Raw genomic sequence first — 14,971 nt, 5'->3', positions numbered from 1 at the left:
TCTGCTTTCGATCGGTGGTGGTTCGCAGGTGTATGCAGGGGCCGGATCAGGCCGGGCGGTAGCCCGTGGTTTCCGGGGGCACCGCGTGGCGGATCATCAGGTGGCGGGTCACGGAGTAGTCCAGCAGCGGCTCGATGCTCATGTCCTTGCCGAAACCGGATCCCTTCACTCCGCCGTGCGGAGCTTCCGAGGCCAGCGGCAGGTGGTCATTGATCCAGGTGACGCCCACCTCGAGCCGGTGGCTGACGCGGATCGCACGTCCGACGTCGGCGGTCCAGACCGAGGACGCCAGGCCGTAGGCGCTGTCATTGGCCAGGGCGACGGCGTCGTCCTCCGTGTCGAAGGGCAGGGCCACCAATACCGGGCCGAAGATCTCGCCCTGCACCAGTTCTGAGGACTGCCCGGCACCGACCACAAGGGTCGGCGGGAAATAGAAGCCCGGGCCCTCCATGGGTGTGCCGCCCTCCAGCGCCTGCGCGCCGGCGTCGACCGCCCGGCTCACGAACCCGGCCACTTTCTCCCGGTGTGCTGCGGAGATCAGCGGGCCGATGTGCGTGGCAGGATCGTGCGGATCGCCAATCTTGATGCCCTTGAGCTCCGCGCGCAGGGCGGCGATGGCGTCGTCGAAAATGCTCCGGTGGATGTAGACGCGGGTGGCGGCGGTGCAGTCCTGGCCGGTGTTGTAGGTTGCACCCAGGGCGACGGCGCGCGCCATCTGGGCCACATCGGCGTCGGCGAAGACCAGGGCCGGAGCCTTGCCGCCCAGTTCCAGGTGCACCCGCTTGACGTCCTTGACCGCACCCTGCATAACGGCGCGTCCGGTGGCCGTGGACCCGGTCACCGAGACCATGTCCACGCCGCGGTGTCCGGCCAGGGCGGAACCGATGTCACCGCCGCCGGTCACCACGTTCAGCACACCGGCGGGCAGGCCGGCGGAGGCAGCCAGCTCGGCCAGCCGCAGCGTGGAGCCGGGGGTCAGCGGAGCGGGCTTGAGGATCACGGTGTTGCCGGCGGCCAGCGCGGGGCCTGCTTTCCAGAGGGCCATGATGAGCGGGAAGTTCCACGGCGTGATACCGGCAACCACACCCACCGGGCGGCGCACCATCATGGAGGTGTAGCCGTCGGAGAACATGCCGGCGCCGGTGCCGTCCACGGACCGGGCCGCGCCGGCGAAGAAGCGCAGGTTGTCCGCGCCGAACGGAATTTCGCCGTCCAGCACGGTGGTCCAGGGTTTGCCGCCCTCGGTCACTTCACGCTCGGTGAGTGCCTCGGCGTCCTCCTCCAGCGCGTCGGCCAGCTTCAGCAGCACGCGGGCACGCTGGCCCGGGGTCTGAGCGGCCCACCCCGCCGCGGCTTCGCGGGCAGCCGCGACGGCGGAGTCGACGTCGTCCACGGTGGACGCAGTGAGCGTGCCTGAGACTTCGCCGGTGGCGGGGTTGATGAGCTCCTGCACCTCGCCGTTGGAAGCGCGGTAGTCGTTGGAGATGAAAGTTCCGGATGCCATGGTGGTTCCTTGCATTGGTGTTGATGTGGAGATGTGGAGCGGTTAGTTAGTGTGCTGCAGCGACCTGTTCCAGCGCGGTCGCCGCGGCGGACAGGCCGTCGGCGGCGCGGATCCGTTCCCCGGCGGCACGGCAGCGGGCCTGCAGGTCCGCGTCGCCCAGCAGCTCGGCGATGGAGCCCAGCAGTTCCTCAGGGGTGCAGGTGTAGGTCTCCAGCCGGCGGCCGTACCCGGATTCGTGGACGCGCTGGGCGTTGTCGTACTGGTCCCAAAACAGCGGCAGCAGGATCATCGGCTTGCCGAAGTGCAGCGCCTCGGTAGTGGTGTTGTTGCCGCCGTGTGTGATGACCACATCAACGTGCGGAATGATGCGGGTCTGCGGCAGGAACTCGCAGCCCCACATGTTCTCCGCCAGGGTGATCTCATCCGCGCGCGGGCCCTTGGACACGATGAAGTTGTACTCACCGGCCGTACCAAGGATGTCCACGGTGCGCTGCATCAGCTCGACGTCGGCGCCGCCGAGGGAGCCGAGGCTGAAATAGATCAGCGGCTTGGTGCCGTCCGTGAAGTGCTCGGGAAGCTCGACGGCGGATTCGGTCTCCCGTACAGCGGAGTCCACGCGGGTCCAGCTGGAATCCAGCGGACGGCGGGCGGTGTAGTCCAGTTCCTCGGGGTAGACGTAGATGTTGTGCACGCCGCTGTGGATGAATTCCATGCGCGGCAGCGCCGGGGCGCCCTGTTCCTGGACCCAGGCGTTGAAGTCTTCCCAGAGATCCTTGTGGGTGCGCTCGTATTCGGCCCGGTACTCTTCCCAGCCGGTTTCATCATCCTGGCCCAGGCCGGAGTAGGCCGGGGCGATGCCGGGACCGGGAACTTCCAGCGGATTGCAGGAGACGATCCGCACGAACGGCTTGCCTGCGGTGACCAGCGCAGGAAATGCCACCACGTTGTCTTCGATGATTACATCCGGGTTTACATCAGCGATTATGCGGCGCAATTCAGGTTCGCAGTATTTAGCGCCGTCAATCGCACCTTCCCAGATGGGGCGGATAACCGTTTCTGCCTGTTCCAGGGTGGATTTCCGGAATTCCGGGGAGATTGCCTTGATGTATTCCTTCCAGAAATCACCGGCCCCTGCCTCGCCGTCGTCCTCCGCCGGGGGAGCGAAGTCGACCAGCGCCTCCTCAAAGCCCAGCGGGGCGAGTTTGCCCTGCCAGGAGGATTCGGCGGCGAAAACCACCCGGTGCCCGCGCTTCAGAAGTTCGTTGCCGATTCCAATGCAGTTATTCGTGGGCCCGTAGGCACTTTCCGGCATGAAAAGAAAAGTACGTGAATTTGTCAATGGTGCCTCCTGGAATCAGATGGGTGATGCAAATTACTTTTAGGAAATGCGGCTATTGCGGCGGACGTGCCCTATTGTGGTGACTCAGTCCAATCGAGGAAGGTTTTACATGGCACGCCCGAAGAACCAGACCGCACGCCGCAGCGAAATTGTGGCGGCCGCGCAGCGGGCGGTTGCCAAGCACGGACCGGACGGAGCCCGCCTGAACCGCGTGGCCGAAGAAGCCGGGCTGACCAGCGGGGCGGTGCTGTACTACTACCCGAACATTGACGACCTGATGCTGGAGGCCAACCGGGAAGCGATGGAACGCTTCTACGAACAGCGGGTGCAGATGCTCGCGGCACTGCCCGATGACCCGGCCGCGAGGCTGCTGGCCCTGATCCGCTCCGGCCTGCCGTCCGGCCCCGATGACGCCCAGGTGGCCATGCTCTGTGCGCTGGGCGGTTCCGCCGGCAACAACCCGGTGACTGCCACCCTGCTGACCTCGCTGTATGAGCGGCAGGTGGGAATGTACCTGGTGGTCCTGGAACAGGGGGCCGCCCGCGGCGTGTTTACCCTGGCGCAGGACCCGCTGACCGTGGCCCGGAACCTGGTGGCCCTGGAAGACGCCTACGGCTACCGCATCATTGCCCGCCATCCGAGCATCGACGCCGAGGCAGCCGCCGGGCTGATTGCCGACTACGCGCGGATCGCAACCTCTCATGTGCTGACCGTTTCCTGAGCCGCGGCATGTGGGGATGCACTGCGGTCGTCCTCCACGGCCACCGTTCGGGCGGCGTCGATCACCAGGCCCACCAGTGACCCGCGCTGCGGCACCTGGACGGCGCGCACGTTGCAGGTAAACGGAGCAGCCAGGCCCGGCACCTGCACTGACACGGTGGAGGTGCCGCCCAGGAAGAACGTGTCCACCACGGTGCCCTCCAGTGTGCCCGCTCCGGCCGGTGCCAGGGTGACGTCCTCCGGACGCACGACGGCGGTGGCTGCGGTTCCGGCAGGCAGCGTGTGGTCCGCGGGAAGCACCAGCCCGGTTTCCAGGGCGATGCCGCCGGCGACGGCGGTGCCGTCCAGCAGGTTGGCGGTGCCGATGAAGTCGGCCACGAACCGGGTGCGCGGGGCGGCGTAAAGCGCCACCGGGGTGTCCACCTGCTCCAGTCTGCCGGCGTTGAGCACAGCCACCCGGTCCGCCATGGACATGGCTTCTTCCTGGTCGTGGGTAACCACAACAAACGTCATGCCCGCTTCATGCTGCAGGCGCTTGAGCTCCAGCTGCATTTCGGCGCGGACCTTGCGGTCCAGGGCGGAGAGCGGCTCATCCAGCAGCAGCAGGCGGGGGCGCTTCACGATGGCGCGGGCCAGGGCCACCCGCTGGCGCTGGCCGCCGGAGAGCTGTCCGGGGCGGCGCTTGGCGAACCGGGTCAGGCCGATGGTCTCCAGCGCTTCGCCGACCCGGCGGCGCACCTCGGTCTTGCCCACACCTTCGGCCTCCAGGCCATAGGCCACGTTCTTCTCCACACTCAGGTGCGGGAAGAGGGCGTAGGACTGGAACATCATGTTCACCGGCCGGCGGTGGGCCGGGAGCCGGGTGAGGGGTTCGCCGTCGAGCAGGATCTCTCCTTCGGCGGGAGTCTCGAAGCCGGCGATGGAGCGCAGCAGGGTGCTCTTGCCACAGCCGGAGGGACCCAGCAGGGCGAAGAACTCATTGCCGGCAATGTCCAGGTCAATCCCGTGCAGTGCCTGGACGGAGCCGTAGCTGTGGCTGAGGGAGCGCAGCTGCAGCAGCGGCTGGTCCGCGGAAACGGTGTTCGGTCCGGTGGTCATAGTGAATCCGCAATCTTGGTCAGGCGCTGCGTGCCCAGGACCGCCAGGACGGTCAGGCCCAGCAGCATGGTGGCGAGTGCATTGATTTCGGGGGAGACGCCGAAGCGCACCATCGAGTAGATGTTGATGGGCAGGGTGGAGACGGTGGGGCTGGTGGTGAAGAACGCGATCACGAACTCGTCCAGGGAGAGGGTGAACGCGAGCAGGCCGCCGGAGATGATGGCCGGTCCGAGCTGCGGAACGGTCACCTTCAGCAGGGTCCGGGCGGGGGAGGCACCCAGGTCACGGGAGGCTTCCTCCAGGGACGGGTCCACCTGGGCGAGCCGGGCCAGGACAATTGCGGTCACAAAGGCCATGGCGAACACGGTGTGCGCCAGGATCACCGAAAGCAGGCCCAGGGTGAAGTTCAGCAGGGTGAACAGGCTCAGCAGGCCGATGGCCAGCAGCAGGTCAGGGAGCATGGCCGGGGCAATTGCGATTGCCCGGATCAGCCCGCCCCTGGTGTAGCGGTGGATGCCGACGGCGGTCAGGGTGCCCAGCACGGTGGCCAGGAATGCTGCTGCTGCGGCCACTATCAGGGTGTTGCCCAGCGAGGCCAGGATCTCCGGGGAGCGGAAGACCTCCGCGTACCACTTCAGTGAGAACCCGGACCAGGAGAACAGGTTGGAGGAGGCGTTGAAGGACATGGCGGTGACCACGAGGATCGGCAGGTAGAGGAAGCCGATGGCGGCCCAGAACGGCACCCGCAGGTGCCAGCCGCTCCCGGACCGCGCGCCGCGGCGTCGTACGTTTTTCGCTCCGGCCCGGCGGGGGGAAGCGGCGGTGCCGGATGTGGCTGCGGTGGTGCTCATGCGTCCGCCTTCCGTGGGGTCTTGCCTTCGCTGACGGCACGCGACGCGCGCTGCTGGAGCACCAGCAGGAGCACCAGGAACGCGGTCATGACCAGTGCCAGCGCCGCGCCGAAGGGCCAGTCGCGGGCCTTGAGGAACTGGTCGCGGATGAGGTTGCCGATCAGCACGGTCTTACCGCCGCCGATCAGCTCCGGAATGATGAAATTGCCCATCGCGGGCACAAACACAAAGATGCAGCCGGTCAGTGCACCGGGGGCGGAAAGTGGCAGGGTTACGGTGCGGAAAACCCGGAACGGGGAGGAGCCCAGGTTGGTGGCGGCTTCGGTGAGCTGCGGATCCTGGGAGGAGAGCGAGGCGTAAAGCGGCAGGATCATCAGCGGCAGGTACATGTAGACGAGCCCGACGACGACGGCCGGTTCGGTGTAGAGCATGGCCACCGGTTCGGTGGTGATGCCCAGGGCCTGCAGCCCCTGGTTGATCCAGCCGGCGTTGTTCAGCAGCAGGATCCAGGCGTAGGTGCGGATCAGGAAGTTGGTCCAGAACGGCAGCAGCACGGCGATCAATGCCAGGGTGCGCCAGCGCTTGGGCAGCCGGGAAATAAACAGGGCGGCGGGGTAGCCGATCAGCAGGGCGATGCCGGTGGCGGCACCGGCAATCAGGATGGACTTCAGCACCACGCCCAGGTAGAGGGGGTCTGCCAGGCGGATGAAGTTCTCCAGCGTGAAGTTGTATTCGACGCCGCCAAACCGGCCGCGCTCAAAGAAGGCGTAGACGGTGACCAGTGCCACCGGCAGGACGGCCAGGACAAACAGGAAGATGACGCCGGGTCCGAGGATCGGGAACCCGGCCAGCCTCCGGCGCCAGGCGGCGCCGGAGGCTGCGGAGCGGAGAGCAGGCACGGGAAGCTACTTCGCGGAGATTTCCGTGGCGAGGCGGGTGTACTCGGTGCTGTAGTCACCCAGGTCGACGATGACTTCCTGCTCTGCCAGTTCGGCAGGGGTCATGGCCAGGTTCGGGTAGGTGGCGAGCAGCTCCGGGTCCAGTGCCTCCATGGCGGCCTTATTGGGCACCTTGTAGAGGATGTTTTCTGCAGCCCAGGAGTGAACCTCGGGTTCCAGTACGTAGTTCAGGAAGGCCATGGCGGCCTCCTTGTTCTGCGAGGACTTCAGCACGGTCATGGTGTCCACCCAGAGGTCGCTGCCTTCTTCGGGGACGGTGAACTTGATGTTCGGATCCTCGGTGATGCCGTAGTTGCACCAGCCGTCCCAGGCCTCTGTCAGCACGGCCTCACCGGTGACGAGCTTGGAGTAGAAGGTGGTGTCATCGAAGGAGAGCAGGGTGGGCTTGGTGGCGGTGAGCTGTTCCTTCACGGCAGCCAGCTCGTCCGGGTTCTCGGAGTTGACCGAGTAGCCCAGCGCCTTCAGCGCCGGCAGTGCCATCCAGCGTTCGGTGGAGAGCATGGTGGTCTTGCCGGCAACCTCTGCGGCCGGCTCCAGCAGGTCATCCCAGGAGGTGGGCTCTGCCGGCAGCAGGTCCGAGCGGTAGCAGAGGCCGGTGGTTCCCCACGCGTAGGGAAGGGAGAAGGTGTTGCCGTCGTCGTAAGCCATTTCCATGGCCTCGGGGTAGAGATTCTCGATGTTGGGGATCAGGGAGTGGTCCAGTTCCTGGAGCATTCCGCCTTCGTTGAGGGCCTGGGCGTACTGGCCGGAGACAAAGGCGACGTCGATGCCGGAGTCACCGCCGGCGGTCAGCTTGGCCATGATTTCTTCGTTCGTGGCGTGGTGCACGATCTGGACGGGAACTCCCGTCTCTGCCTCGAAGGTCTCGGCCAGGTCCTCGGGGTAGTAGTCGGCCCAGATGCCGACGACGAGCTTCTGCTGGCTGATGTCGGCATCGGGGTCCAGGTCCGCGGACCCGCTTCCTCCGCCGCAAGCCGACAGGGCAAGGACCGCTGTTGCTGCTACTGCGGCGGTCCGTGAAACGCGCTGGAAACTCACGATGGCTCCTACTCTTGCGCTTGTGTGTTGGATCACACCCCGGCTGGGTGGTGAATTGATCTTTGCATTAGAGTTCAAGGAATACAACGGTTATTTTTAGCCGTAACAAGCATTTAACAATCGGTCCTTGAATCAGCGTGCAAGGAATGTGAAGGTGGATCCATGGATGAAGTGCGGGCCGTGCACGGCTGTTTGCGGCTGGAGCCCGACGGCGCCCTGATGGCATTGGATGCCCGGGGCCTGCCCGCGGCGGCGGGTGCGGGCCTGGCCGCGGATCTCACGGCTGCCATAATTGCCGGGAACGCGGGGGCTCTGGCGGCCTCTGCCGGCCAGCTGCATGCGGTGCGCACCCGACTGGCGGCCGGCCCGGGCTTGGACGAGACCGCCGTGCCCGTGGACATGACCAACCTGTCCGTTGTGGTCGGCGGGGACAAGATCATCAAGCTGGTGCGCCAGTGGGGCGGAGCCAACCGCTCCGCACGGCTGCTGGCCCGGCTGGCGGATGCCGGCGTGGACGCTGTGCCCGGTTACTACGGTTCCCTGGAGTGGGATCATCCCGAGCGCGGACGCAGCACCCTGGCCCTGGTCAGCGCCGTCATTCCGGATGCAGAAGACGGGTGGACCTGGGCGGCGGACGACGTCGCTGCCTGGTTCCGCGGAGGTGCCCTGCCGGAGTTGCCGGCGGCACTGGGACGTTTGGCGGCCGAGGTGCACACCGCCCTGTTTGCGGCCGATCCGCTGCCGGCGCCGGGCGCGGCAGAGGTGCGGGCGCGTGCCGACGGCGTGCTGGATGTTGCACTGACGCTCACGAAAGGCGACGCCGGAACGCGATTGGCGAACCGGGCCGATAACCTGCGTGCCCTGCTGGCCGCCATCCCCGAAAGTGCCGCACCGGCCTTCGACCTGCACGGTGACCTGCATGTGGGACAGGTGCTGCGCTCCGGGAACAAGTACTGGCTGCTGGACTTTGACGGGGACCCCCAGCTGCCAGACGCCGAACGTGACCGTCCCGACACAGCAGCCCGCGACGTCGCACACCTGACCGCCAGCCTGGAAATGGTGGCCTCCGTGGCTGCCAAACGCCTGCAGGTGGCAGACGCGGCTTCGCTGGACCGGCTCTACGGCTGGGCACGGGACGCCCAGGAGCAGCTGGTCCAGGCCTACCAATCCACCGCAGCAGGCGCCGGGTATCCGGACCTGCTCGATCCGGCGATGCTGCCCGGCCTGATCGCTGAGCAGCTGCTGCGTGAGCTCATTTACGCCCACCGCTACCTGCCTCGCTGGCAGTACGCCGCAGACGGTGCCATTACCCATCGTTTCAAGCGGGACCCCGCCCGCACCACACAGACAAAGGAGCCCGCGTGGACACCTCCCGCTTTATAGAAGACCTGGAGCAGGTCCCGGACTATCTGGGCCGCATGGCGGCGCTGCTGGAGAACGGTTATCCCGGAGTGGCGGAGCTTCCGCCGGCCGGGCGGATCCTGATCCTGGGCATGGGGTCGAGTGCCTATGCCGCGGCTACGGCTGCACGGAAGGCGCGGGCCGACGGCGTTAACGTCCAGGTTGAGCTGGCCAGCACGGCGCTGCTGCCGGCGCCGGCACCGGACCTGGTGGTCGTGGCGGTGTCGGCTACCGGAACCAGCGTTGAAGTGCTGGCCGCCGCTGAGCGCTACCGCGGCACCGGCGGCCTGGTGGCCGTCACCAACAAACCCGAATCACCGCTGGCCGCAATGGCCGACTACACCGTCCAGATGAATGCGGGGGAGGAGGTCTCAGGGATTTCCTGCCGCAACTTCCGGCACTCCCTGCTGGTGCTTGCCGCACTCCTGGAGCGCTACGGCGCCGCCTACGGATCGCTTGCCGAAACAGCAGAGCGTGCTGCGGAAGGGAGCCGGACTCTGCTGGAAACGTCTGCCGAATGGCTCCCGGTGGTTTCCCGGATCCTGCAGGGACCGGACGGAACCTTCCTCCTGGCGCCTGCCGAGCGCTTCTCCAGTGCAGGCCAGGGTTCGCTGATGATCCGCGAAGTGCCCCGCCGCCCTGCGTACGGCAGCGAAACCGGCGACTGGTCCCATGTGGACGTGTATCTTTCCAAGACGCTGGACTACCGTGCGCTCGTGTTCACGGGGTCGCAGTGGGACCAGCAGGCGCTGGACTGGATGGTGCCGCGCGGAGCGCAGATCGTCGCCGTGGGCGGGAGCTTCCCTGAAGCGTCGGTGTCCGTTCCGTATCCGGGGCAGGAACAGTGGCTGGTGTCCGCCCTGGTGGAGACCTTGGTGCCGGAACTGGTGGCGTGGGACTGGTACTCCAATGATCCGGAGTTTTCCTGGAGTTCACGTATTGCGGGGCAGCCAGCGCGATAGCAGGTGCGCCCGTTGCGCGGCGGTTGGCGGGTTCCCTACGTCCGGATGGCGATCGCGAAGACGACGGCAGCTGCAAGCACCAGGGCTGCGATGGCTGAGTAGGAGATTCGGGTAAACCGCTGCTGGCGGCTGCGTTCAGCCCGCCATTGCCTGCGCGTCAGTGTTGTGCTCATGCGCACGAGCGTAGGAACGGCGCCGGAGAGCTGCTAAGAGTACTTACTACCTGTTTCCTGGAGAGTCCTACCTATTTCCACGATTTCCCTGCTTCCTCCCCGAGATAACAGAAACTGCCCGTTAGACCAGGTCTAACGGGCAGTTTCTGTTATCTCGGGGCGCTTCGCCGGGAAGCGGCCGCCGTGAATTACTCGTTGTGGGACTTGCCTTCAGCTAGTTCAACGGTGGTGTCCGAGCGGCCCATCATGAACGGGATGAGGTAGACGAGCGTACCAACGACGAGGCAGACCACCATCGGCCAGATCACGTCGAGGGTCAGCCAGTTCAGGGCGTAAATCGAGGCGCAGAAGAGCCCGAAGAAGACGATGAAGGTGACGAGGTTCGAGACCAGGTGTCCTTCGCCCGAGTGGGTGGGCTGTTTGGCCTGGGTTCGTGCCATGGGAGTTTCTCCGTTTCAAAAAGTTTTCAGCGGCGGACGGATCAGTAACCGGACCCGCCGTTACCACCCTTAACAATAGCGATTCCGGAGCTAGCTCCAATTCGTGTGGCGCCGGCGTTGATCATCGCCAGCGCATCTTCGCGGCTGCGGACGCCTCCGGATGCCTTTACACCCAAGTCAGGACCGACGGTCCGGCGCATCAGTGCAACATCTTCGACCGTGGCCCCGCCGCCGTTGAATCCGGTGGAGGTCTTCACAAAGTCGGCGCCGGCGTCCACGGAGGCTTCACAGGCGAGGACCTTCTGCTCGTCGGTGAGCAGCGAGGTCTCGATGATGACCTTCAGGATCCCGCCGGCTTCGTGGACAACTTCGGCAACAGCAGCGATGTCACGGACCAGGGTTTCCCGGTCTCCGCGGCGGGCAGCGGCGATGTCGATGACCATGTCAATCTCATCGGCGCCGTCCTGAAGCGCTCCGTGAGCTTCGAAGACCTTTACCTCGGTGGTGGTGGCTCCAAGCGGGAATCCGATGACGGAGCACGTGTCCACTCCTGAGTCCTTCAGCGCAGTGTGCACTGTGGAGACCCAGAGCGGGTTAACGCAGACGGACTTAAAGCCGTACTGGGCTGCTTCTTCGCAGACCCGCAGGATGTCTTCACGTGAAGCCTCGGGCTTCAGCAGGGTGTGGTCAATGTAGGAGGCGAGGTCCGCGGTCTGCGGAGTCTCTTCAGGCGCGGCGTTCGTGGGCATGGCGGTCCTTTCCAAAACTGAAATTCCAGTCTCCCATATGACGGCCCGGAACAGTGCCGCAGATCAAGGGGTGCCGCCGGGCACAAAAAAGCCGGGCAGATATCCCGAAGGTATCTGCCCGGCTTTGTTTCTGAGCCTAGAGCGGCCAGTTGCCAACGAGCGGCTGAGCGACGTTTCCGCCGCCGTTCCCGAAGGAAGGTGCTGCGTTAGCGGGGGCTGCTACGCCAACGGCGGCAATGGCTGCGGCGAGCAGAACCGATACGCCAAGTTTTTTCATAAGAGCTCCTCAAGTGTGAATGCTGCCTAGTTGGCTGACTTCTTTATGGTACAGAAGAAATCGCCCGATGGAGATACCTATGCCGCTTTTCATGGGAGCGCGGGAACCGCGCGTCAAATTCGCGGTGCATTACGCCTCCTTGACCGTAATGTTGGGCTGGATGTTACGGGGGGAGAGAATGGAACGTAATGTATTGCTGAACAGACAGCCGATGGGCGAGAGCGAGAAAGTGCCGTGGCTTTGGATGATTGACGATTTCATACTCAACGAGTACAGGGCCCGTCAGCTGTGGGAAAAGCGTGAGTATTCGGCGGCTATCGAGTACATAAGAGCAGCTGCTGATGCCGCCGCCGGCCGCGGAGACCAGGCCGGATGGTGGCGCATGACGTGCCTGCTCGCTGAATGCCAGCTCGAACTGGGCCATATGGATGAAAGCGCTGAAACTTCCCTGAAGCTCACAACACACGAGATGACCTTGACTGATCCCGAGCTGATGGCCAGGGCGAATGCCATCCGTTCGGCCGGGCTGCGAAGTCTTGGACAGCTCCCTGAAGCACTGGCTGCAGCGCGGGAAGCAGCGGTCAACTTCCCCGACACGGCGTATGGAAGCCGGGGAAAGCTCGAAGCGCAGCAGGTGCTTGTAGCTGTTCTGGCTGAAACCGGAAATCTTCATGATGCCTGGGAAGAAGCCGAGACGCTGGCCGGCATGATCAATGCGGAAACATCGCCGGAGAAGGCAGGAAAAGGATACTGGGTGGTGGGCAATGTTGCCTTCCTCCTGGGGCGTGATTCAGATGGTGTCCGCTTCCACCGGCTGGCTTCGGACAGTTTGTCCCGGATTAACGATCTTGGCCTGTGGGCGCTGTTTAACAAGGCCTCTGCCTTCATGCGGTTGTCCGCCAAACTCGTGGAACCTGAGACTCTCCAGTGCATTGAACGGGCGGAAATGGCTCTTTCCATCAGCGGCGGGAGCCCGCAGGATGAGCTGGATATCGAGATAATCAGGGCCCACTGGCGGTATGTAACCGGAGAATTCCATGCCGCCCGGTCACAGATGGCGGCGGCATTGGAACAAGTTCAGTCCATGACGCCGCTAAGTGAAGGTGACGGCCGGCTGCTTTATGCGCGGATTCTGTTCGAAACAGGGGATTTCCAAATGGCCGTGGCCGAAGCAGAGGCCAGCGTAGAGGTATTCGACCGGGCCGGAGCGGGGCTGCGGGCCCAGCAGGCAAAGGAGTTTCTCGCCGGTCTGGGACACAGCGGGGTAGTCAACTAGATAAGACTGCATACGAGTGCATGAATCCGCTAGGATGGCCGAACCTAGCGGAGCCGGGGGCCGGAAACGGTGCGCCGGAATCTAATGGGGGAGTTTGGTGGGGGGAAATTTGAATCAGTCTCGAGTGTTGGTCCTGCAGGAAACCGCTGTTCACAGCGGCGCAAGGTACGTTGGAGCGTCGAGCGCATTGGGGGCGTCATGGCGGTAAAAGAGGAACTTGCTAACGGCGCCGCGGAAGACGCACCATGCGGCAGTGATGCTGCCGCCGCGGATAAGGCAGAAGTGTCCGGGTTCCCCGGGTATGTCAGGATCACCCTGCCCGCCGGGCGGGTGGTCACCGGGCCAGTGGCGGCGCAGGCAGCTGAAGAATTCGGGCAGCTGACAGAATCCGGTGAGCAGCCGCTGCTGCTGGATGTGACCGGAGTTGAAGCCATCACGCGAGGAGCCCGCGGTGTTTTCGCTGCGGCCGAATCCGTATCAGCAGTAGCTGTGCTGGGCGCAAGCCAGGTAGACCGGGTCATTGCCAACTTCCTGCTCGGCGGCGACCTGCCCCAGTGCCCCACCCGGTATTTTTCCTCCCGCAGTGAGGCATTGGCATGGCTGGAGAGCCGCGCTCAATGAGCGGGTCGGAAGGCCCGGCGGATACCAGGCTGCAGCAGCTGGTGGACGGCATCGTCCGGATCGCGGCAGGTGACCTGACCACCCGGATCAGCACGTCACCGGCGCGGGATGACGTTGATGCAGTGATCACCGGTATCAACCTGCTGGCCGAGGAACTGAATACTGTCTACCAGGAGTTTGAGGAACGCGTGGAGACACGCACCCGTGAGCTTAGGGCCGCCCACCTGCAGATGCGCGAGATGGCGCTGACCGACAGCCTGACAGGTACCGCCAACCGTGCTGCCCTGATGCAGGAGGTCGCCGCGGCACTTGCTGCCCGCCCGCCCCAGGGGCCGTCCGTCCTGATGATCGACTTGGACAACTTCAAGGACATCAACGACACCTTTGGGCATGAGGTGGGGGACCAGGTCCTGGTTCAGGTGGCCCGCAGGATCGGCGCAGCCACCGGTGAAGCAGACACCGTTGCCCGGCTGGGCGGCGATGAGTTCGCCGTTCTGCTTCCCCGCGGTGGTCTGTCTTCCGCCCTTGGTGTAGCTGACCGCATCCAGAAATCCCTGGGTGAGAGCATCCGGGTCGAAGAGCTTGAAGTCTGGCCGTGCGCCAGCATCGGCGTCCACACAGCGGCTGAGGGCGAGGGCTCCGAGGGCATGATGGTGCGCGCAGACACCGCCATGTACGCAGCGAAGGAAGCGGGCAGGAGCCAGAACAAAGTCTTCGAGCCGGTGATGCTTTACGCCCGGCAGCTGCGCCGGGACATGGCAGCTGAACTGAGGAAGGGAATTGGCCGGAATGAGCTGTTCCTGGACTACCAGCCCGTTGTTGACCTTGCCTCCGGCAGAATGACCGGCGTTGAGGCACTCATCCGCTGGCAGCACCCCACCCGCGGGCTGGTGATGCCGGATGACTTCATCCCCATCGCGGAGGAGACAGGCATCATCCTCGAGCTCGGCCGCTGGGTGCTGCGCGCCGCTCTTGAAACGGTGGCGCAGTGGGAAAGCGAGGCACTGCTTCCCGAAGACTTCAAGGTGCGCGTGAACCTCTCCGCGATGGAGCTTCAACGGCTGGATCTGGTGGACCATGTCCGCCAGGCGCTTGAGCAAACCGGCATAACGGCGTCGCGTCTCATCATCGAGATTACCGAAAGCGCCTTTGTCACAGGCGGGGACGTGGAGATGTATTCGCTCCGGTCGCTGAACGCGCTGGGCGTCGGCATTGAGATAGATGACTTCGGAACAGGTTATTCCTCCATCAGCTACCTGCGCCGCCTGCCAGTCCACACCGTGAAGGTGGACCGCAGCCTCATCCGCGACATGAGTGCCGACGCGGGGCAGCGCCGGTTCGTGGACGCTGTGCACGGACTGATCCAGGCCGCAGGCATGGAAGCCGTCTTCGAAGGAATCGAGACCGCAGAGCAGGCCGTTGACCTGCTGTCCCTGGGCTGCAGCAGCGGCCAGGGCTACTACTTCAGCCGGCCGCTGGAGGCAGCGCAGGTTGCCCGGATCCTGCTGGAGGGCACACGGCTTCCGCTGAGCCGGTCCCAGGTGCCCGCCGCAGGCTAGGCGT

Annotated in this window: 16 protein-coding genes; 6 read left to right on the top strand and 10 right to left on the bottom strand. The window is 64.9% G+C overall.

Annotated features, from left to right (window positions below; translation table 11 throughout):
- Positions 1-46 precede the first annotated feature (46 nt).
- Positions 47-1,504, bottom strand: a complete 1,458-nt coding sequence (locus ACWGQ2_RS00540; protein WP_452013188.1) for an aminobutyraldehyde dehydrogenase — start codon at positions 1,502-1,504, stop codon at positions 47-49.
- Positions 1,505-1,550: 46 nt separating this feature from the next.
- Positions 1,551-2,816: a nucleotide disphospho-sugar-binding domain-containing protein gene (locus ACWGQ2_RS00535; RefSeq protein ID WP_452013186.1), complete on the bottom strand. Its 1,266-nt coding sequence runs from the start codon at positions 2,814-2,816 to the stop codon at positions 1,551-1,553.
- Positions 2,817-2,952: 136 nt separating this feature from the next.
- On the opposite strand from ACWGQ2_RS00535, the gene ACWGQ2_RS00530 reads away from it, so the two are divergent.
- Positions 2,953-3,564 carry a TetR/AcrR family transcriptional regulator gene (locus ACWGQ2_RS00530; protein WP_452013184.1) on the top strand — a complete coding sequence of 204 codons (612 nt, stop codon included), beginning with the start codon at positions 2,953-2,955 and terminating at the stop codon, positions 3,562-3,564.
- On the opposite strand, the gene ACWGQ2_RS00525 is transcribed toward ACWGQ2_RS00530, so the two are convergent.
- Genes ACWGQ2_RS00525 through ACWGQ2_RS00510 form a run of 4 tightly spaced genes read right to left on the bottom strand, consistent with a single transcriptional unit; the run spans position 3,543 to position 7,509 of the window.
- Positions 3,543-4,661, bottom strand: coding sequence for an ABC transporter ATP-binding protein (locus ACWGQ2_RS00525; protein WP_452013181.1), 1,119 nt, complete (start codon positions 4,659-4,661; stop codon positions 3,543-3,545). The two genes, ACWGQ2_RS00530 and ACWGQ2_RS00525, sit on opposite strands and share 22 nt — an antisense overlap.
- A complete protein-coding gene (locus ACWGQ2_RS00520) occupies positions 4,658-5,512 on the bottom strand; it encodes an ABC transporter permease (protein ID WP_452013178.1) in 855 nt (284 codons plus the stop codon). The genes ACWGQ2_RS00525 and ACWGQ2_RS00520 overlap by 4 nt, the downstream gene beginning before the upstream one ends.
- A complete protein-coding gene (locus tag ACWGQ2_RS00515) occupies positions 5,509-6,411 on the bottom strand; it encodes an ABC transporter permease (protein WP_452013175.1) in 903 nt (300 codons plus the stop codon). Before ACWGQ2_RS00515 ends, ACWGQ2_RS00520 begins: the two co-directional genes overlap by 4 nt.
- Positions 6,412-6,417: 6 nt before the next feature.
- Positions 6,418-7,509 carry a polyamine ABC transporter substrate-binding protein gene (locus tag ACWGQ2_RS00510; protein ID WP_452013173.1) on the bottom strand — a complete coding sequence of 364 codons (1,092 nt, stop codon included), beginning with the start codon at positions 7,507-7,509 and terminating at the stop codon, positions 6,418-6,420.
- A 162-nt stretch (positions 7,510-7,671) separates the two neighbouring features.
- Here ACWGQ2_RS00510 and ACWGQ2_RS00505 point away from each other — a divergent pair, with 162 nt between their 5' ends.
- Positions 7,672-8,892 (top strand): hypothetical protein, encoded by a 1,221-nt coding sequence (locus tag ACWGQ2_RS00505; RefSeq protein ID WP_452013171.1) that lies wholly within the window; start codon positions 7,672-7,674, stop codon positions 8,890-8,892.
- Positions 8,871-9,872, top strand: a complete 1,002-nt coding sequence (locus ACWGQ2_RS00500; RefSeq protein WP_452013169.1) for an SIS domain-containing protein — start codon at positions 8,871-8,873, stop codon at positions 9,870-9,872. The genes ACWGQ2_RS00505 and ACWGQ2_RS00500 overlap by 22 nt, the downstream gene beginning before the upstream one ends.
- Before the next feature lie 35 nt (positions 9,873-9,907).
- On the opposite strand, the gene ACWGQ2_RS00495 is transcribed toward ACWGQ2_RS00500, so the two are convergent.
- The 4 genes from ACWGQ2_RS00495 to ACWGQ2_RS00480 all read right to left on the bottom strand — a co-directional run bounded on the left by ACWGQ2_RS00495 (position 9,908) and on the right by ACWGQ2_RS00480 (position 11,511).
- Entirely contained in the window at positions 9,908-10,045 is a 138-nt protein-coding gene (locus ACWGQ2_RS00495; protein WP_452013167.1) for a hypothetical protein, read from the bottom strand.
- A gap of 188 nt (positions 10,046-10,233) precedes the next feature.
- Positions 10,234-10,485, bottom strand: a complete 252-nt coding sequence (locus tag ACWGQ2_RS00490; protein WP_452013164.1) for a hypothetical protein — start codon at positions 10,483-10,485, stop codon at positions 10,234-10,236.
- Positions 10,486-10,526: 41 nt separating this feature from the next.
- Positions 10,527-11,234, bottom strand: coding sequence for a deoxyribose-phosphate aldolase (gene deoC, locus ACWGQ2_RS00485; RefSeq protein WP_452013162.1), 708 nt, complete (start codon positions 11,232-11,234; stop codon positions 10,527-10,529).
- Positions 11,235-11,370: 136 nt separating this feature from the next.
- Entirely contained in the window at positions 11,371-11,511 is a 141-nt protein-coding gene (locus ACWGQ2_RS00480; RefSeq protein ID WP_452013160.1) for a hypothetical protein, read from the bottom strand.
- 211 nt (positions 11,512-11,722) lie between these two features.
- On the opposite strand from ACWGQ2_RS00480, the gene ACWGQ2_RS00475 reads away from it, so the two are divergent.
- From ACWGQ2_RS00475 to ACWGQ2_RS00465, 3 genes are all read left to right on the top strand, one after another.
- Entirely contained in the window at positions 11,723-12,787 is a 1,065-nt protein-coding gene (locus tag ACWGQ2_RS00475) for a hypothetical protein (protein WP_452013157.1), read from the top strand.
- A 198-nt stretch (positions 12,788-12,985) separates the two neighbouring features.
- Positions 12,986-13,408: a DUF7793 family protein gene (locus tag ACWGQ2_RS00470; RefSeq protein ID WP_452013154.1), complete on the top strand. Its 423-nt coding sequence runs from the start codon at positions 12,986-12,988 to the stop codon at positions 13,406-13,408.
- The gene (locus ACWGQ2_RS00465; protein ID WP_452013151.1) at positions 13,405-14,967 is read left to right on the top strand and encodes a putative bifunctional diguanylate cyclase/phosphodiesterase; all 1,563 of its coding nucleotides are present in this window, start codon (positions 13,405-13,407) and stop codon (positions 14,965-14,967) included. Before ACWGQ2_RS00470 ends, ACWGQ2_RS00465 begins: the two co-directional genes overlap by 4 nt.
- Positions 14,968-14,971 lie beyond the last annotated feature (4 nt).

Source organism: Arthrobacter sp. NPDC055585 (genome assembly GCF_053619115.1).
Note: the sequence above shows the minus strand (reverse complement) of the source record. Positions and strands in the feature narration are given on the sequence as shown.